Here is a 17341-nt window from a genome sequence, read left to right as displayed (position 1 = left end):
GACGATCCGACAGGCGTCAGGCGGCGGATGGCAGGACGATCACCTTCCCGGACAGCGCGCCCGTGGCGGCCTGGGCGTGCAGCGCCGACAGCTCGGCCAGTGGCACCCGCTGGGCGACGTCGACGTGCAGCTCGCCGCTGTCGACAAGCGCCACCAGCCGGGCCAGTTGGGCGGCGTCGCTGCGGACGAACAGGTCGATGCCGCGCACCCCGCGCTGCTCGTCGGCTGGTACGGGCATCCACACCGTCGTGCTGACCAGCACTCCGCCCGGACGGATCAGGCCGACCAGTGCGGCCAGCTGCTCCGGGGTGATCGGCGCGAGATTCAGTACGACGTCGACCGGCTCGGTCACCGCCGCGGTCACGTCGGTGGTGGTGTGGTCGACGACCTCGTCGGCACCCGCTGCCGTGACGCGCCCGCTGCTGCGCGGGCTGGCCGTGGCGATCACGTACCCGCCGGCGTTCCTGGCCAGCTGTACGGCGTAGCCGCCGACCGAGCCGCCCGCACCGTTGACCAGCACGCGCTGCCCGCTCGTGAGCCCGGCATGGTCGAAGAGCGCCTGCCAGGCGGTGAGACCGACCACCGGCAGCGCGGCGGCATCTGCCAGCGGGATGCTCGTGGGCGCCGGCGTCAGGTTCTCGGCCGGTGCGAGGGCGTACTCCGCCGCCGCGCCGGACTCTGTCATCGGTAGGAAGCCGACTACCTGGTCACCGACCCGCATGCCGGTCACGTCGGCACCCAGGGCGTCGACCGTGCCGGCGACGTCGAGTCCGGGAGTGTGCGGCAGCGTCACCGGGATGGGATTCTGCATGAAGCCGCCACGGATGTTGCCGTCGATCTCGTTGAACGACGTCGCGGCGACCCGGACCCGGACCTGACCTGTGGCGGGGACCGGCTGCTCCACCTCCTCGTAGCGCAGGACGGTCGGGTCACCGTACACGTGGAAACGCACTGCCTTCATCGGTTTCTCTGCTCTCGTCCATGCTCCGCGATCCGCACCCGAAGGTCTTTGGACAAACTGACATAACCTGGTTATATGTCATGCTTCGCCGCGGTGTCAGCCGGACCGGTGACGGGTCGTCGACTCCGCCGACACGCCAACGGGATGCCAACGGGCCCGAGATGTTCCTAGTCCAGGAGCGAGCCGAAGTCGTGGCAGGTCAGCGGTGCCTGGGACAGCGATCCGTCGGCGCGCGGGATACCCAGTGGCTCGCTGTCGTGACGGAAGGTGACCTGGTTCACCGCCGGATGCCCGACGACCGTGCAGACGATCTGACCGAAGGCCAGGACCTCGTCGGTGCGGCCCGCCTCGGCGAGCCGGTCGCCGACGTGGACCGTCGCCGTGTCGCCGGTCAGCCGAACCGTCGTCGTCGGGTCCACGCCGGTAAGCGCGGTGCCCAGGCCCGCGTCGCGTTCCTGCTCGGAGGGGCCGGTGAGCAGTGTCGTCAGGAGGGCCGCCGGTGCGGACGGGGTCGGAACCTGGCGGGTCACGACGACGAGCCGGTCGTCCCGGACATAGTACAGCCGCTCGCCCACCTCACCGTTCGGCGACGCGGCGGGTACCGTCACCGGCGGCAACCTGCTCGCCGAGGGCTCGACCGGGCGGGGGACGGCCTCCGGTCGTACGCCGCAGCCGGCGAGCGCCACCAGGACGGTCACGACCGTCACCGTCACCCGGCTCCTCGTCGCCGCGCCTCCGGCCCACACCGCCGAGCCTCCTCGGGTCATCGCCGAGCCTCCTCGGGTCATCGCCGTGGCTCCTCGAGTTCGACCCGGAATCGGGCGCCACCGCCGGGACGATCCTGCACCGCGGCCCTTCCCGAGTGCGCCGACGCGTGCTGGACCACCAGGGCCAGCCCGAGTCCGGTGCCGTCACTGGCCCCCCGGGAGTTCGCGCTGCGTCCCCGTACGAAGGGCAGGAAGATGTTCTCCCGGTCGACGGGGTCCACACCCGGGCCCTCGTCGTCGACCTCCACGACGTAACGGCCGTCGCCCGCCCGCAGATGCACGGCACACGGGCCGCCACCGTACGCGTGGGCGTTGTCGAGGAGATTGCCGATCACCTGCCGCAACCGGCGCGGATCGACCCACCACCGGGAGGTTCCACTACTGCGCACGAGCGCCTCGGAAAGTCCCCGGGACCGGCAGACCTGCCGGGCGAGCGCCGGTGCGTTGATCTCCTGGCGCTCGACGGACAGGTCGCCGCGCGCCAGCTCCAGCAGGTCGTGCACGAGCCGCTGGAACCGGTGCACCTCCTCGGCGACGAGCCGCGCGGCGGTGGCGGTGCGCTCGTCGAGGTGCTCCCGGCGGCGTTCGAGGAGCGAGGCCGCGGCGGCGAGCGTCTGGAGCGGGGAGCGGAGTTCGTGGCTGACGTCGGCGGCGAACCGGCGATCCCGGCGCATCCGCTCGGCGAGCTGGTCCACCATCTGGTTGAACGAGGAGGTGAGCTGACGCAGGTCCGGCTCGGTCGCCGGGTTCAGGCGGGCGTTCAGGTCCCCGGCGATGATCTCCTGAGCCGCGCCGGCCACCGAGGCCAGCGGGCGCAGCGCGTGCCGGGCCGCGTACCAGCCGAAACCGGCGCCGGCTCCGGCCGTCGTGATCGCGACCATGCTGAGCACGAGCGCGAGCACCCGCAGTGTGTGGTCGAGTTCCTCGAGTGAGTCGACGTGGTAGAAGCTCGTCGTGGGGGAGAGGGGAACCCCCACCACGACCGCCGGTGTGCCGTCGGTCTCGATCCGCTGTACGCCCGCCTCCCCGGCGGCGACGAGGTCCTGGAGCGGACCCGGGATGGCCGAGGTCAGTCCGGAGTCGGCGTTGCGGGCGTACCAGGCGCCGTTGCGGTTGAGCAGGGTCCGCCGGTTCTCGCCGGTGTTGAGGGAGCGCAGCGTGTCGATGATCCTCGGCTGTTGGGCGTCCAACTCGGCACGGACGACCGTCGCCTCGAAGTACGCGGCCCGGATCGCGGTGCGCTCTCGTTCCGCCAGCAGCGAGTTGCGGGTGAACTGGTACGACAACGCCGCCATCGAACCGGACAGCACGAACGCGCCGGCCGCGAATCCCGCCGTCAGCCGGGTACGGAGGCCGGCGCGGCTCATCGTTGCAGCTTGTAGCCGAGTCCGCGGACCGTGACGACGTACCGTGGCGCGGAGGGGTCGTCCTCGATCTTCTGCCGCAGCCGGCCGATGTGGACGTCCACCAGACGTTCGTCGCCGACCGCGTAGTCCCACACCCGCTCCAGCAGCTGCTGTCGGGACAGCACCCGGCCGGCGTGCTCGGCCAACTCGCACAGCAGGTGGAACTCGGTCCGGGTCACCGGGATCTGCCTGCCGCGCCGACGAACCTCGCCGGCCTCGGGCAGCACCTCGAGGTCGTCGAAGGCGAGCACCGTGACCGGTGCGAGGCCGGCCAGGGAGCGTCGGCGCAGCGCCCGCAGCCGTGCCGTCAGCTCCTTGACCGCCACCGGTTTGACCAGGTAGTCGTCCGCGCCGGCCTCAAGCGCGGCGACGATGTCGTGCGTGTCGTCGCGGGCGCTGATCACCACGATCGGTACGTCGTCGGTGCGCCGCAGCTGCCGGATGCACTCGAAACCGTCGACACCGGGAAGCATCAGGTCGACCAGAATCGTGTCGGCCTGCCGCGCACGCTGTTCGGCCAGGCCCTCCTCCGCACTGGGCACCCCGCTCGCGGCGTATCCCTCGTCCTCGAGCGCGAGCACCAGCGACGTGCGGATGCGGTCGTCATCCTCGATCACCAGTACCTTCGTCATCCACCCATCATGCTGCTCCGCTCCCGGCAGCGGAAATCCCCGGTGCCGGGTCGGCGGCGGCTGGTGGGCGGCTCGTGGCGGCTTTGTCATCCGATCGTCATGAACCCGGGGACAATCCGCCATGCCGGCTGGGCAGGCTGTGCCGCATACCGACGGGACGAGCCGGAGGGGGTGACATGGGGCAGTCGGTTCGAGCGACGGCACGGGTGCCGGGAGCTTCGGCCGGGCCGTCCGAGCCGGTCGAGGTGTTCGTCGACGGGGAACTGGACATCGCCCGGGTACCCCGGCTCGGCGCCGTACTCGACGCGATCATCGACCGGCGACCGGCCCGGTTGGTGATCGACCTCGCCGACTGCCGGCGGGTCGACGCGGCCGGCGTCTCGCTCCTGCTGGACACGCACCGCCGCCTGATGCGCTCCGGTGGCGAGGTGACGCTCCGTCATCCCAGCACCCGGGTGCGCCGCATCCTCCGGATCACCCGGCTGCTCAACGTCCTCCGGACGGAACCGGCCGAGCCGCCCGCCGAGCCGCCCGGACAGGCGGCCGTGGCGGCGGATCCGTCCGGGGTGGCGGCCGTCCCGGCCGATCCGTCCGGGGTGGCGGCCGTCCCGGCCGATCCGTCCGGGGTAGCGGCCGTCCCGGCCGACGAGCGGAGCACTGTCGTCACTCCGTCGCGCCCCGACCGGGATTCCGGACGCGTGCCGGCTGACCCAGATCATTGCGCGTCCCCTCCCCCCGGGGAACGCGTGGCGGGGCCGGTATCGGTTCGAACCGGCCCCGCCGCGCGGGGCGACCTCGGGCCGGGCACGCGTCCGGCGGGCGCGCGGGGTCCCGACCCCGACCAGGGCGGTGCGGGGCGAGTGGGACCGGAGCCGGCGGGCGCGCGGCGGCGGACATGAGCGTCGTACCCGCCGCCGCCGGCAGGGCGACGCTGATCTGCGACGTATGTGGCGGAGACGTCGAGGTGCCGGACCACGACCTGCGGGACGACGACGTGGTCTGGCCGCTGCTCGACGCCGAGGGCTGGGCCGGCTCCGCCCTCGCCACCGGCCCGCACCAGTGCCCCCGCTGCGCCGCCACGCCCCTGCTGGGCACGCCCCTGCTGGCCACCCCTCTGCCGGGCACGCCCCTGCGGGGCCCGGCCGGGCCCCGCACCGGCTCCGGGTCGTCGAACGCGCGGGAGCGACCTCCTGTGCGGGAGCTAACACCCGTGCGGGTACGTCAGATGCCGGACGTCACCGTGCTGGGCATCGACGGCGACCTGGACACCGCCGTGGCGGGCCGGCTCCGGGCGGTCCTCGCCTCGGCCATCGACGCCGGCCGGGACGTGGTCCTCGATCTCGCCGGCACCGGCGCCATCGACCCGGTCGGTCTTGGCCTGCTGGTACGGGCGCAGCGCGAGGCCAGGAAAGCCGGCCTGGTGGTCATGCTCGTCGCCCCGTCGTCGGTCATCCTCACCGTGCTGCACACCATGCACCTGATCCGGGTCTTTCCGATGTTCCGGGACGTGCCAGCCGCCCTCGGCCGGCGACCCTCGACCGACCGGACGCGAGGGCCCTCCGCCGACGCGGAAGCCGGGACGGTCGACCAGCAGTCCGGCCCGACGTGGCGGATCGGCTGACCTCGACGTGCTGACCGTGTCATGCTGCTGCCGGCTGTTCTACGCCGTCGGCCCACCGCCGCACCGAGGCCAGGTATGAGACTCACCAAGCCGCCACGGACGCGGCTGCAACGATTCGTGGCCCGCGGGCCCATCTGGCTGTACCGGCTGGGTCTCGGGGGCCTGCTCGGGCGACGTCTGGTGCTGCTGACCCACACCGGCCGATCGACCGGCAAGCGTCGGCAGGTGGTGCTCGAGGTCGTCGGCCGGCACCGCGACGGCGGGTACCTGATCGCCTCCGGCTACGGGTCCCGGGCCCAGTGGTACCGCAACGTGCTGGCCGAGCCACGGGTGGTGTTCCAGGTGGGTTGGCGGCGGCGGGCCGGGCGGGCCTGCCCGCTACCCGCCGACGAGTCCGGCCGGTACCTGCGCGACTACGCCCGCCGGCATCCGCGCGCCGCCGCGCTGCTGATGCGTACGATCGGTCAGCACGTCGACGGCTCCGAGGCGGCGTACGAACGGATCGGCTCGGACCCGGACCGGGGTGTGCCGCTGCTCCGCCTGGTTTCCGACTGAGTGCCCGCCGGCAGCGGCGGCCGCGCCGGCACCTCCGGGGCGACGACCTCAGGACCGCGGCCCGGGACCGGAGGGGCGGGACCGGTCAGGCTCTGCCGTTGACGTGCTGGCTGCCGTTGACGTGCTGCTGTGCGGCGGTCGGCGCCGGCCGGGCCAGCACGTCGGTGAGGCCGCCGGCGCGGAGGCGCTGGTCGACACCGGGCTGCGGATCGATGGCCACCAGGGTGCAGTTGCACGCGGCGGCGGTGCTGTAGCCCGACTTCAGGGCGTCCACCCCGGCGTCGTCGATCGCCGGGACGGCGCGCAGGTCGACGAGAATGGTGTCGGGCCTGGTGGCCGCCAGGACCGCGACCACCCGGTCCTGGACCTTCGAGGCGTTGTCGGCGGTGATGGCGCCGTCGGGCTGGATCGCGACCGCGGCATTGGGCAGGCGCTGGGTGGTGATGATGAGGGTCATCGTTTCCTCCGTGCGGCTCGTGAGGCCTTTCGTGCGGCTCGTGAGGCCGTAACGCCCCGTGGCTCAAGCTAGCTTTCCGATGTGGCGGTCCGTCTGCGGGTATGCGTCGGTTTCATGACGACGGACCAATCCGCCTGGCAAGCAGACACCGGGCGGATATCGGCGGTACGCGATGGCCCGGCCCGGCGCATTCGGCGTCGGTGGCATCGGGCGGTGTGCGAGTATCGAATCGCGATATCTGGCGATGACCGGTTGGGGATTACATGAAGGTCCTGCTGGTGCACCCGAGCGTGCTGATGTACTCGGAGCTGTTCCTTCGGCTGGAGCCGTTGGGGCTCGAGTGCGTCGCCGCCGCTGTGCGCGATGCCGGTCATCAGGTCCGGATAGTCGATCTACAGACCCACGACAAGGCGGAATTGGCCAAGGAGTTCCTGGATTTCGAGCCCGACGCGGTAGGATTCGGGCTCAATTACCTGGCGAACATTCCCGAGGTCATCGACCTGGCTCGCTGGTTCAAGAAACAGCGGCGGCCACCCTTCGTCTTCGCGGGCGGGCACTCGGTCTCGTTCGTGGCCGACCACGTTCTGCGGCAGTCGGAGGGGGCGATCGACGCCGTCCTGCGGGGTGAGGGAGAGACCGGCACGGTGGCGCTGCTGGACGCCGCCCGGGACGGGGCCGCCCACGAGGCGCCGGGCGCCGTCACGCTGGATGGCACCGGCCCCCGACCCCGCCTGCTGGAGTCGATCGACGCGCCACGGCCAGCCCGGGACCTCGTCCGCCGACGCAACCGCTACTTCATCGGGGTGCTGGACCCGGCGGCCTCCGTCGAATTCACCCGGGGGTGCCCCTGGGACTGCTCGTTCTGCTCGGCGTGGACGTTCTACGGACGGAGTTACCGCAAGCTCTCGCCCTCGATCGCGGCCGCCGAGATAGCCGGGATCAGGGAGCCCGGGGTGTTCATCGTGGACGACGTGGCGTTCATCCGGCCCGAGCACGGCGACGCCATCGCCGGTGAACTGGAACGTCGGAAGGTCCGCAAGCAGTATTATCTGGAAACCCGTGCCGACGTCCTGTTGCGCAGCACGGAGGTGTTCGCCCGGTGGAAGCGGCTCGGTCTCAACTACGTCTTCCTCGGGATGGAGGCGCTCGACGCCGAAGGGTTGGAGCTCTTCCGTAAGCGCATCAGCCCGGACGAGAACATGAGGGCGTTGGAGCGGGCCAGGAAGCTGGGGCTCTCGGTCGCCATCAATCTGATCGTCGACCCGAAGTGGGACAGGGAACAGTTCCGGCTGGTTCGGGACTGGGCGCTCAGCGTACCGGAAATCGTTCACCTGTCGGTGATGACGCCGTACCCGGGAACCGAGATCTGGCATACCGAGTCCCGGAAACTGACCACCCTGGATTACCGACTGTTCGACATCCAGCACGCGGTGATGCCCACCCACCTGCCGTTGCGGGAGTTCTATCGGGAGTTGGTACGCACGCAGGCCGTGATCAATCGTAAGCATCTGGGCGTCGCCGCGCTCGCCCGTACCGCCGGGCTGGTTGCCCGCCGCCTCGCGCACGGGCAGACCAACTTCGCCAGGATGCTGTGGCGATTCTCCCGGGTCTACAACCCGGAGCGGCTCTACGCGGAGCACCGCCGGCCGGTCCGGTACCAGCTTCCGGAGCCCACCCCGCACGAGGTGGGGCCGCGCGATCGCAAACAGCTGTACATCCACATCGAGCGGGCCGCCCCGCCGAGGCTCGCGGCCACCGGGGACGCGGTCTCGTCCCCGGACGGCTGACCGGCGGCGGTCGGACCGGCCTTCCTGACCGGGTGGTGCGCGGGTGCCGCCGAATGCCGGGGGGGGGCATCGTCGGCGCGCGCCGCAGAGCCCACACCCCGGAACCGCATTTAGTGAGGCTCATCCATATTGACGTTGGGCTTCGTCGGCGACAGGATCTCGGCACCACCACGATCGTGCTCCCCTGGAGGCGCCATGACCCGTCCCCGCCTGCGGCTCCTGCGGGCAGCCACCCGGCTGTCCGCACTCGCCGTAGCCACCGCCGGCGTGCTGCTCACCGTCGCCACCCCCGCCACCGCCGCCGTTCCGACCGGCCGCTACGTCGCGCTCGGCGACTCCTACGCCGCCGGTCCGCTGATCCCCACGCAGGTCGACCTGAACTGCCTGCGGTCCAACCGCAACTACCCGTCGCTGGTGGCCGCCTCCGCCGGATCCTCGTCGTTCGCCGACGTGAGCTGTTCCGGTGCCACCACCGACGACATCCTCAACGGTGGCAGCGGCCAGCTGGGCATCACGGTGCCGCCGCAGCTTAGCGCGGTCACCTCGAGCACGGCGCTGGTGACGGTGCAGATCGGCGGCAACGACATCGGTTTCTCCGGCATCATCAGCACCTGTGCGGAGGCGAGCCTGAGCAGTCCGCTCGGGTCGCCGTGCAAGAACCGGTACACCGCCGGTGGCACGGACCAGTTGCAGGCCCGGATCGCCGCTACCGCACCGAAGGTGACCAGCGTGCTCCAGGCGGTCCGCCGGGCCGCACCGGGCGCCCGGGTGGTGGTGCTCGGATACCCGGCCATCGTGCCGGACAGCGGGTACGGCTGCTGGCCGGTGGTCCCGATCGCCTATCAGGACGTGCCGTACCTGCGCGGCATCGCCAAGTCGCTGAACGCGATGCTGGCCAGTACCGCGACCGCGAACGGCGCCAGCTATGCCGACGTCTACACCCCGTCGATCGGCCGGGACACCTGCAAGAGCAGCGGAACCCGCTGGGTCGAGGGACTCGTACCGGAGAACTCGGCCGCGCCCTTCCACCCGAACGCCCGTGGCGAGCAGGGCATGGCCAACGCACTGCTGGCGATGCTGAACAGCTGACCGACCGGGGATCCCGCGCCCGTTCCGCGGGCGCGGGACCCGCGCACGGGCCGTCACCTCGTCACCGTGGCTGCCACCTCCTCACCCGTGGCCGCCCCCGGGGACGGCAGCGCCGTGGCCGCCTGGTCGGCCGGCTGACCCGCCTCGGCCGGCGGCTCCGGCCGTGGCGGTGGCGGTGGCGGCGCGGGGGTGTAGCCGAGTTCCTTCGAGATCTGGGCCGCGGTTTCGAGCAGGTTCGGAAGGTTGCCCTTCAGCTGCTCCAGGGTGGCGATGACCTCGATCGCGGTGATGGACAGGGCGGCGGTGGCCCGGCCGCGCGAGTCTCTGATCGGCGCCGCCACGCACATGACGTAGGCGTCGTGTTCGCCGTTGTCGGTGGACCAGCCGCGCTCGGCGATGTCCGCGAGTTCGGCTTCGAGGCGGTCGCGGTCCGCGAACGTCGTGTTGGTGTGCTGCTCGAAGGCGACCTGGGACAGGATGCGGTCACGTTCCTGCCGGGGGAGGTACGCCAGGATCACCTTGCCGACCGCGCTGGCGTAGATCGAGACCGCTCGTCCGATCCGGGACGGTAGCTGCACGGCGTCGAAGGCCGGGCTGTCGACCTTGTCGATGTAGATGATCTCGGTTCCGGTCAGCTGTGCCAGGTGGACGGTGTGCCCGGTCTGCCGCTGGAGTCGGCGCAGGTGCGTGGTGGCGAACTGGCGCAGGTCCATCGAGCCGAGCGCGAGTTCCGACAGTTCGATCAGACCGTTGCCGAAGACGTACGTGCCGGTGCCGGTCTTCCGGACGAATCGGGCTGCCTCGAGGGTCTGGAGGATTCGCAGAGCCGTCGATTTGTGTACTTCGAGTACCTCAGCGGCTTCTGTGAGTGACAGCGGCTGCTCCGCCGACCGACGGATGAGATCGATCGCGCGCTGGATCGACTGCGCCATGGCACCCCTCCCGAGTTGCAGTATGTGCAATGTAGCTGGCGGGTTGCGCAATCGCCACTTGACAGCGTTGCATATGTTCCTACGATCGTTGCAGCCGAGCGCTCAGCGGGGCAAGGTCCTGCGGCGTGTACAAGGAGTGATGATGAGACAACACCGCGCACGCCGCAGTTTGGCGGCGGCGACCAGCCTTGTCGGAGTGGCCACCATCCTGTTGGGTGGATGTGGCTCCGACGGCGGCTCCGACGGGGGCGTAGCAAAGCTCACCTTCGCGGCGTCGACCTTCGGGGACCCGGGCCGCGGGCCCCTGCTGAACCAGTGGCTCGAGGAGTTCAACAAGAGCCAGACCGAGGTGCAGGTCTCCGCCGCGGCGGTGCCGTACCCGACCTTCGGCCAGACCGTCCTCACCCAGATGGGCAGCGGACAGGGCCCCGACCTGATCCGCTTCGACATGCCCGAGTTCGAGGCCGCGTCCGACGCCGGCCTCGTCGCACCCCTCGACGACCTGGTCGACGTCAGCAAGTACACCCTGCTCAAGCAGCCGGACCAGTTCGTCGTGCACGACGGCGTACGCCACGGGGTCATCTTCGAGGCATCGAACTACGCAATGTTCTACAACTCGGACCTGATCCCGAACCCGCCGACGACCTACGAGCAGTTCGCCGCCACCGCGAAGTCGCTGACCAAGGGCGACGTCTTCGGGCTGGCGTTCCGCCAGACGGAGGCCGAGGAGGCCGGCGTGTGGCAGGACATCTTCAACTACGTCTACGGCTTCGGCGGCAAGTGGTCGGACGGCAAGAACCTGACGATCAACTCGCCCGAGAACCTCAAGGGCCTGCAGGCATACAAGGACCTGTACGACGCGAAGGTGATCCCGAGGGGCGCGGACGCGGCGACCTTCCGGCGGATGTTCGCCGAGGGGAAGGTCGGGATGGAACTCAACAACGGCGGGTACGTCACGGCGACCCGGGGTCAGAATCCCAACCTGAAGTTCAGCGTGGCCCCCATTCCGTTCCCGGTGCGCAGCCAGGGTGCGATCCTCGCGCCGATCGTCATCAACGAGTCGAGCGAGGAGAAGGAGGCGGCGGCCACCTTCATCCGCTGGACCCTGGAACCCGCGAACCAGGTCAAGTTGCAGGAGATCCTCGGGGCGAGCAGCGTCGCGACCGTCACGGAGCGCAGCGCCGCGTCGGTCGAGAAGACGCCCTTCCTGCCGGTGTTCGACGGCCTGACCGAGTCGAGCCTTCCGCAAATCGTGCTCGGGTTCGAGGCGAAGACGCCGGACATCCGCAAGGTCGTCGTGCAGAACGTGATCGCTGCCCTGCAGGGCCAGGTCGACCTGAAGACCGCACTGGACCGCGCGCAGCAGCAGGCGACCGAACTGGTCAAGTGACCAGCGACGCCGCCGGCGCGAGAACCTTTCGCGCCGGCGGCGTCCGATGTGAAAAGGACCGAACCCGATGACCGTGCTGGAGCAGCCGAAAGTGCCCCCATCCGCGGCCCGGCGCCGACGCAGTCCGCTGGGCAGCAAGTGGACGCCGTACCTCTTCCTCGCGCCCGCCGCCCTCTACCTCGTCGTCTTCCAGGTGATTCCGCTCGCCCAGGAGATCTACCTGAGCTTCACGCGTACGACGCTGCTGAACCCGACCCGTGGCCGCTGGGTGGGGCTCGACAACTTCGCCCGGATCTTCGGCGACGAGGACTTCCACCGGACCCTCGTCACCACCTTCGTCTACGTGGTCGTCTGCGTCGTCGGTGCCGTCGGCTCCGGGCTCGCCGTCGCCCTGCTGCTCAACCGGGGCTTCCGCGGCCGGGGGATCGCCCGTGCCCTGATCACCGTGCCGTGGGCCGCACCCGGCATCGCGGTCGCGCTCATCGCGACCTGGATGCTCAACGCGCAGTACGGGATCGTGAACCGGTTCCTGAACGCGGTCGGGCTCGGTGTCCCCGGCGGCGCGATCCTCGACAGCCCGAAGTACGCCCTTCCGGCGGTCCTCGCGACGACCATCTGGCAGCTGTTCCCGTTCACCTCGGTGGTGCTGCTCTCCGCGTTGCAGTCCGTCCCGCACGAACTGACCGAGGCCGCGACGATGGACGGGGCGGGCAGGTGGGCGACCTTCCGGGCGGTCACCTGGCAGGTCATCAAACCCGTCGTGGGGCTGCTCGCCCTGCTCATGACGATCTGGTCGCTGCGGCGCTTCGAACTGATCTGGCTGATGACGAAGGGCGGGCCGGTCGGCCGGACGGAGACGCTCGTCATCGACCTCTACGCGCAGGCCTTCGAGTCGAAGGAACTCGGCTCGGCGGCCGCGATCGGCATGGTCGGCGTCGTCATCTCGCTCATCGTCATCACCGGCAGCCGGCTCGTCGCCCGCGCCGTCGCGAAGGAGAACACCTGATGGGGCGGATCCGGGTCGGGCTGACCCTGCGTATCGTCGCCGTCCTCGTCGTGCTCGGCGTGGCGGCCTTCCCGCTGTACTGGATGCTCGTCACCGCGCTGTCCAGCAACTCCGACCTCTTCGCCGAGCAGCCCCGACTGCTGCCCGACCTCGGCCAGCTCGGCGTCTTCGCCGACGCGCTGGCCGAGGGCAAGGTGGCGGGGTGGCTGCTCAACAGCCTGCTGATCGCCGCCGGTACCACAGTGCTCTCCATCGGCCTCGGCATCCCGCTCGGGTACGCGCTCTCGCGGTTCTCGTTCCGGGGCAAGGCGCTGCTCACCCTGGTGCTGCTCTTCACCCAGATGCTTCCCGAGGCGCTGATGGTGGTGCCGCTGTTCTCGCTGTTCCGCCGGTTCGACCTGCTCGACTCCCTCGGCGGCCTGATCCTGGCCAACGTCGCCTTCGTGCTGCCGATCGTCGCGCTCATCCTCAAGGGCGCGATCGACGGGATCCCGCGCGAGCTGGAGGAGGCGGCCCGGGTCGACGGGGCACGGCCGTTCGCCGTGCTGGCCCGGGTCAACGTGCCGCTCATCGCTCCGTCGATCGCGGCCACCGCGGTCATCTCGTTCTTCCACGCCTGGAACGAGTACGTCTTCGCGGTGACGTTCATCTTCACTCCGGAGAAGCAGCCGGCGTCCGTCGGCATCGCCAACTTCATCGGCGAACTCGGCACACCGATCCAGACGGTCATGGCGGTGGCCTTCATGTTCACGCTGCCGGCCGTCGCCTTCTACCTGTTCGTGCAGAAGTACGTCGTCGCCGGGATGACCGCCGGCGCCGTGAAGGGCTGAGCCGCAGCATGAAGATCACTTCAGTCGAACCGATCGTCGTCGACTTCTACCGCACCAACCTGGTCCTCGTCCGGGTAACCACGGACGAGGGGATCACCGGGCTCGGCGAGGCGACACTGGAGGGCAAGGAACGCGCCGTCCAGGGGGCGATCGCCGAACTCGCCGAAGCCGTCGTCGGGCTGGATCCGACCCGCATCTCGGGAACCCTCTACGAACTGGCCCGGGACTGGTACTGGCGGGGCGGCCCGGTCATCATGACCGCACTGAGTTCGCTGGAGATGGCGCTCTGGGACATCTCGGCCCGGGAACTCGGCGTCCCGGTACACCGGCTGCTCGGCGGCGCCACCCGGGACAGGGTGCGGGCGTACGCCAACGGATGGTTCTCCGGAGCCGTCACGCCGGAGGACTACGCGGCCGCTGCCCGCCGGACCGTGGAGAGCGGCTTCCGCGGCCTCAAGTGGGATCCGTTCGAGAACTACGACCTCACGATCACGTCCCGACAGCTCGACCGGGTGCTCGGGCAGCTCGACGCCGTCCGGTCCGCCGTCGGGCCGGACGTCGAGTTGTTCGTCGAGGGGCACGGCCGGTTCGACGTGCGGCACGCGGTCAGGATCGCCCGGGAGATCGCGCAGTTCGACCCGGTCTGGTTCGAGGAGCCGTGCCCGCCGGACAACCTCGACGCCCTCGTCGACATCCGGCGCGCCTCGCCGGTGCCGATCGCGGCGGGGGAGCGGTGGTTCGGCCGGCAGGGCTTCGCGCCGGCGCTCGCCCGCCAGGCGGTCGACTTCGTCCAGCCCGACGTGACCCATGCCGGCGGGATCGCGGAGCTGGCCTTCATCTCGACGCTCGCCGCGACCAGCTATGTCGGGTTCGCGCCGCACAACCCCAGCGGCCCGCTGAGTACGGCCGCGACGCTGCAACTCGGTGCGGTCCTGCCCAACTTCCGCTATCTGGAGATCATGGCGACCGACGTGCCCTGGCGTCCCGAGGTCACCGACGAACGACTCGTACTGACCCAGGAGGGTGACGTCCTGATCCCGACCGGCCCAGGTCTCGGCATCGAACTCGATCTCGAGGCGATCGCGCGGCATCCCTTCACGCCACACCCCATGCGGTTGTTCAAGGACGCCGTCTACGACATCCGCCCCGGTGACGAGCGTTCGTTCTTCAACCTCGGAGACCCACGGTGACGCTGCCGTCGTCACCCTGGTTCGGCACGGCCGCCGACGCGTTGCCGGAGGACGCCGACGATGCCGTCCTGGTCGGCCGGATCTGGGACCCCGTCTCCGGTGGCCCGTCGCCGGTGCTGGTCCGCGACGGCGACGTCTTCGACATCAGCGCCGACTTCCCGACCACCCGGGACATCTGCGAGCTGCCCGAACCCGCCGACGCGGTCGCCGGGCTCGCCGGCCGGTACGTCGGCAGCCTGGCGGAGCTACTGGCCAACACCGGCGGCACCGGCCGGGAACCCGAGCGGCCGTGGCTGCTCGCGCCGGTCGACCTGCACGCGCTCAAGGCGGCCGGGGTGACGTTCGCGGTGTCGATGATCGAGCGGGTCATCGAGGAGCGGGCCCGGGGCGACCTGGAACTCGCGGCGGACATCCGGCAACGCACCCTCGCCGGCGTCGGATCCGATCTCCACGACCTGTCACCGGGCTCGGCGGAGGCGGCCCGGTTGAAGGAACTCCTCGTCGCCGAGGGGATCTGGAGCCAGTACCTGGAGGTGGGGATCGGGCCGGACGCCGAGATCTTCACCAAGGGTCAGGTGCTCTCCGCCGTCGGAACCGCCGTACCGGTCGGGGTGCTGGCCTCCTCGACCTGGAACAACCCGGAGCCCGAGGTGGCGCTCGTCGTGCAGTCGGGCGGGCGGATCGTGGGCGCGACCCTGGCCAACGACGTGAACCTGCGGGACGTCGAGGGACGTTCCGCGCTCCTGCTGCCGATGGCCAAGGACAACAACGCGTCCTGCGCCGTCGGCCCGCTGATCCGGCTCTTCGACGACCGGTTCGACCTGGACCGGGTACGTCGGCTGGAGGTGGCGCTGGAGATCGAGGGCGAGGACGGCTTCCGTCTCGAAGCGGTCTCGGAGATGTCGCTGATCTCCCGCGACCCGGAGACACTGGTCCGGCAGATGATCGGCCCGCACCACCAGTACCCGGACGGCGTGGTGCTGATGCTGGGCACCATGTTCGCGCCGGTCCAGGACCGGGACCGCCCGGGGGAGGGGTTCACGCACAAGGTCGACGACATCGTACGGATCAGTTCGTCCCCGCTCGGCACCCTGGTCAACCGCGTGCGACACGCGGAGGACTGCGAGCCGTGGGACTTCGGCGCCCGTGACCTGATGGGCAACCTCGCCAGGAGGGGATTGTTGTGAACACCGTTCTCACCGTCGACCCGCGGGACGGTCGGCACCGCGAGACCCAGCTGCGGGAGACCGGCGACCCGGAGCTGGCGTCGATCGTCGCCCGCGCGTCCGGAGCGACGGAGTGGCTCTCCGACATCGGCCGGCGCGACCGCGCCGCGCTGCTCGACGAGATCGCCGCCTCGCTCGACTCCCACCGCACGGAGCTGGTCGGCACCGCCGAACGCGAGACCGGCCTGGGCCACGAGCGGCTCGACTTCGAACTCACCCGGGCGATCGTCCAGTTCCGGATGTTCGGCGACGTACTCCGGGACGGCGGGTACCTCGAAGCCGCGATCGACCACGCCGCGGCGACACCGCTCGGGGCGGCTCCCGACGTGCGACGCATGCTCGTTCCGGTGGGGCCGGTCGCCGTCTTCGGGGCGAGCAACTTCCCCTTCGCCTTCTCGGTCGCCGGTGGCGACACCGCTTCGGCGCTCGCCGCCGGCTGTCCGGTCGTGCTGAAGGCCCACCCGTCCCATCCGCTGACGTCCCAGGCGTCCGCGGACGCGATCGCGGCGGCTGTCCGCCGTCGGGGCGGACCCGAGGGGGTGGTCGCGGTGGTCCACGGCCAGGCGGCGGGCCTGGCGCTGGTACGGCACCCCGCCGTCCGCGCCGCCGCGCTCACCGGGTCCGTAGCCGCGGCCCGCGCCATCCAGGCGGCGATCGACGAGCGTCCGGCACCGATTCCGTTCTACGGCGAACTCAGCAGTGTGAACCCGATCGCCGTACTGCCGGGGGCCGCCGCCGAGCGCGCCGGCCAGATCGCCGACGGGCTCTTCGCCTCCTTCACCGGATCGGGCGGTCAGCTCTGCACCAAGCCGGGGCTGGCGTTCGTCCCGGCCGACCCGGCCGGCGACGACCTGGTCGAGGCGCTCCGGGCCCGGGTCGGCTCGGCCGGCGGAGCGGTCCTGCTCAACGAGCGGATCCGCGACGCCTACGTCGACGCGGAGGCGAGGCTGGAGCGGGCCGGTGCCCGGGTCTCGGCGCGCCCGGACCTCGCCTCGGCCGCCGGGTTCACCGTGGCACCGGCCCTGTTGGAGATCGACATCACCCGGCTGTCGGCGGAGGTCACCGACGAGTGCTTCGGCCCGCTGATGGTGGTGGCGCGCTACGACGCGGTCGCCGACCTCGACGCTGCCCTGGCGTCCCTGCCGCCATCGCTCACCGGGTCGGTCCACGCGGGAACGTCCGACGACAGGGCGGTCGTGCGGCGCGTCGTCGACGTGTTCGGCGCGTCCACGGGCCGGATCGTCTTCGACGGCTATCCGACCGGGGTCCGCGTCTCGTGGGCCCAGCACCATGGCGGGCCGTGGCCGTCGACGAACTCCCTGCACACCTCCGTCGGCGCCACCTCGATTCGGCGGTTCCTCCGCCCCCTGGCCTGGCAGGACGCTCCGGAGTGGACACTGCCGGAGGAGCTCAGGGACGGCTACCGCGAGATTCCGCGACGCGTCGACGGGAGGCTGGAAGGAGCTCGCCCCGCCGACCGTTGACCACACTC

17 protein-coding genes are annotated in these 17341 nt (G+C 70.8%); 11 read left to right on the top strand and 6 right to left on the bottom strand.

What is annotated here, in order from left to right:
* Positions 1-16: 16 nt before the first annotated feature.
* From O7626_RS18130 to O7626_RS18115, 4 genes are all read right to left on the bottom strand, one after another.
* Complete coding sequence (locus O7626_RS18130) at positions 17-961, bottom strand: NADP-dependent oxidoreductase (RefSeq protein WP_278062343.1); 945 nt, start codon at positions 959-961, stop codon at positions 17-19.
* Positions 962-1128: 167 nt separating this feature from the next.
* The gene (locus tag O7626_RS18125) at positions 1129-1749 is read right to left on the bottom strand and encodes a GerMN domain-containing protein (protein ID WP_278062342.1); all 621 of its coding nucleotides are present in this window, start codon (positions 1747-1749) and stop codon (positions 1129-1131) included.
* The gene (locus tag O7626_RS18120; protein WP_278062341.1) at positions 1746-3095 is read right to left on the bottom strand and encodes a HAMP domain-containing sensor histidine kinase; all 1350 of its coding nucleotides are present in this window, start codon (positions 3093-3095) and stop codon (positions 1746-1748) included. The genes O7626_RS18125 and O7626_RS18120 overlap by 4 nt, the downstream gene beginning before the upstream one ends.
* On the bottom strand, positions 3092-3766 hold the full coding sequence (locus O7626_RS18115) for a response regulator transcription factor (protein ID WP_278062340.1): 675 nt from the start codon (positions 3764-3766) through the stop codon (positions 3092-3094). Before O7626_RS18115 ends, O7626_RS18120 begins: the two co-directional genes overlap by 4 nt.
* A 206-nt stretch (positions 3767-3972) precedes the next feature.
* Here O7626_RS18115 and O7626_RS18110 point away from each other — a divergent pair, with 206 nt between their 5' ends.
* The 3 genes from O7626_RS18110 to O7626_RS18100 all read left to right on the top strand — a co-directional run bounded on the left by O7626_RS18110 (position 3973) and on the right by O7626_RS18100 (position 5942).
* Complete coding sequence (locus O7626_RS18110; protein WP_278062339.1) at positions 3973-4665, top strand: anti-sigma factor antagonist; 693 nt, start codon at positions 3973-3975, stop codon at positions 4663-4665.
* Complete coding sequence (locus O7626_RS18105; protein WP_278062338.1) at positions 4662-5387, top strand: STAS domain-containing protein; 726 nt, start codon at positions 4662-4664, stop codon at positions 5385-5387. The genes O7626_RS18110 and O7626_RS18105 overlap by 4 nt, the downstream gene beginning before the upstream one ends.
* A 75-nt stretch (positions 5388-5462) precedes the next feature.
* Complete coding sequence (locus O7626_RS18100) at positions 5463-5942, top strand: nitroreductase family deazaflavin-dependent oxidoreductase (protein WP_278062337.1); 480 nt, start codon at positions 5463-5465, stop codon at positions 5940-5942.
* Positions 5943-6027: 85 nt separating this feature from the next.
* On the opposite strand, the gene O7626_RS18095 is transcribed toward O7626_RS18100, so the two are convergent.
* The gene (locus tag O7626_RS18095; RefSeq protein WP_278062336.1) at positions 6028-6399 is read right to left on the bottom strand and encodes an STAS domain-containing protein; all 372 of its coding nucleotides are present in this window, start codon (positions 6397-6399) and stop codon (positions 6028-6030) included.
* Between the two features lie 263 nt (positions 6400-6662).
* Between O7626_RS18095 and hpnR the strand changes: the two genes are divergently transcribed.
* Together hpnR and O7626_RS18085 are read left to right on the top strand one after the other, a co-directional pair.
* Complete coding sequence (gene hpnR / locus O7626_RS18090; RefSeq protein WP_278062335.1) at positions 6663-8186, top strand: hopanoid C-3 methylase HpnR; 1524 nt, start codon at positions 6663-6665, stop codon at positions 8184-8186.
* Between the two features lie 195 nt (positions 8187-8381).
* On the top strand, positions 8382-9275 hold the full coding sequence (locus O7626_RS18085) for an SGNH/GDSL hydrolase family protein (protein WP_278062334.1): 894 nt from the start codon (positions 8382-8384) through the stop codon (positions 9273-9275).
* 53 nt (positions 9276-9328) lie between these two features.
* Here the strand turns inward: O7626_RS18085 and O7626_RS18080 are convergent, their stop codons facing one another.
* Entirely contained in the window at positions 9329-10207 is an 879-nt protein-coding gene (locus O7626_RS18080; protein WP_278062333.1) for an IclR family transcriptional regulator, read from the bottom strand.
* A 142-nt stretch (positions 10208-10349) separates the two neighbouring features.
* Here O7626_RS18080 and O7626_RS18075 point away from each other — a divergent pair, with 142 nt between their 5' ends.
* The 6 genes from O7626_RS18075 (at position 10350) to O7626_RS18050 (ending at position 17333) form a co-directional block, all read left to right on the top strand.
* Positions 10350-11597: a sugar ABC transporter substrate-binding protein gene (locus tag O7626_RS18075; protein ID WP_278062332.1), complete on the top strand. Its 1248-nt coding sequence runs from the start codon at positions 10350-10352 to the stop codon at positions 11595-11597.
* Between the two features lie 67 nt (positions 11598-11664).
* Positions 11665-12603 carry a sugar ABC transporter permease gene (locus O7626_RS18070; RefSeq protein ID WP_278062331.1) on the top strand — a complete coding sequence of 313 codons (939 nt, stop codon included), beginning with the start codon at positions 11665-11667 and terminating at the stop codon, positions 12601-12603.
* Positions 12603-13433, top strand: a complete 831-nt coding sequence (locus O7626_RS18065; RefSeq protein WP_278062330.1) for a carbohydrate ABC transporter permease — start codon at positions 12603-12605, stop codon at positions 13431-13433. The genes O7626_RS18070 and O7626_RS18065 overlap by 1 nt, the downstream gene beginning before the upstream one ends.
* A gap of 8 nt (positions 13434-13441) precedes the next feature.
* Positions 13442-14623 carry a mandelate racemase/muconate lactonizing enzyme family protein gene (locus tag O7626_RS18060; protein ID WP_278062329.1) on the top strand — a complete coding sequence of 394 codons (1182 nt, stop codon included), beginning with the start codon at positions 13442-13444 and terminating at the stop codon, positions 14621-14623.
* A complete protein-coding gene (locus O7626_RS18055; protein WP_278062328.1) occupies positions 14620-15810 on the top strand; it encodes a fumarylacetoacetate hydrolase family protein in 1191 nt (396 codons plus the stop codon). The genes O7626_RS18060 and O7626_RS18055 overlap by 4 nt, the downstream gene beginning before the upstream one ends.
* On the top strand, positions 15807-17333 hold the full coding sequence (locus O7626_RS18050; protein WP_278062327.1) for an aldehyde dehydrogenase family protein: 1527 nt from the start codon (positions 15807-15809) through the stop codon (positions 17331-17333). Before O7626_RS18055 ends, O7626_RS18050 begins: the two co-directional genes overlap by 4 nt.
* Positions 17334-17341: the final 8 nt, after the last annotated feature.

This window comes from Micromonospora sp. WMMD1102 (genome assembly GCF_029626265.1).
In the GTDB taxonomy this organism is placed as follows: Bacteria; Actinomycetota; Actinomycetes; order Mycobacteriales; family Micromonosporaceae; genus Plantactinospora.
Note: the sequence above shows the minus strand (reverse complement) of the source record. Positions and strands in the feature narration are given on the sequence as shown.

Bases quoted from the DNA above. Each gene is read 5' to 3' on its own strand.
- O7626_RS18130 (WP_278062343.1), bottom strand. From the start codon at position 961: ATGAAGGCAGTGCGTTTCCACGTGTACGGTGACCCGACCGTCCTGCGC.
- O7626_RS18125 (WP_278062342.1), bottom strand. From the start codon at position 1,749: ATGACCCGAGGAGGCTCGGCGATGACCCGAGGAGGCTCGGCGGTGTGG.
- O7626_RS18120 (WP_278062341.1), bottom strand. From the start codon at position 3,095: ATGAGCCGCGCCGGCCTCCGTACCCGGCTGACGGCGGGATTCGCGGCC.
- O7626_RS18115 (WP_278062340.1), bottom strand. From the start codon at position 3,766: ATGACGAAGGTACTGGTGATCGAGGATGACGACCGCATCCGCACGTCG.
- O7626_RS18105 (WP_278062338.1), top strand. From the start codon at position 4,662: ATGAGCGTCGTACCCGCCGCCGCCGGCAGGGCGACGCTGATCTGCGAC.
- O7626_RS18100 (WP_278062337.1), top strand. From the start codon at position 5,463: ATGAGACTCACCAAGCCGCCACGGACGCGGCTGCAACGATTCGTGGCC.
- O7626_RS18095 (WP_278062336.1), bottom strand. From the start codon at position 6,399: ATGACCCTCATCATCACCACCCAGCGCCTGCCCAATGCCGCGGTCGCG.
- hpnR (WP_278062335.1), top strand. From the start codon at position 6,663: ATGAAGGTCCTGCTGGTGCACCCGAGCGTGCTGATGTACTCGGAGCTG.
- O7626_RS18085 (WP_278062334.1), top strand. From the start codon at position 8,382: ATGACCCGTCCCCGCCTGCGGCTCCTGCGGGCAGCCACCCGGCTGTCC.
- O7626_RS18080 (WP_278062333.1), bottom strand. From the start codon at position 10,207: ATGGCGCAGTCGATCCAGCGCGCGATCGATCTCATCCGTCGGTCGGCG.
- O7626_RS18075 (WP_278062332.1), top strand. From the start codon at position 10,350: ATGAGACAACACCGCGCACGCCGCAGTTTGGCGGCGGCGACCAGCCTT.
- O7626_RS18070 (WP_278062331.1), top strand. From the start codon at position 11,665: ATGACCGTGCTGGAGCAGCCGAAAGTGCCCCCATCCGCGGCCCGGCGC.
- O7626_RS18065 (WP_278062330.1), top strand. From the start codon at position 12,603: ATGGGGCGGATCCGGGTCGGGCTGACCCTGCGTATCGTCGCCGTCCTC.
- O7626_RS18060 (WP_278062329.1), top strand. From the start codon at position 13,442: ATGAAGATCACTTCAGTCGAACCGATCGTCGTCGACTTCTACCGCACC.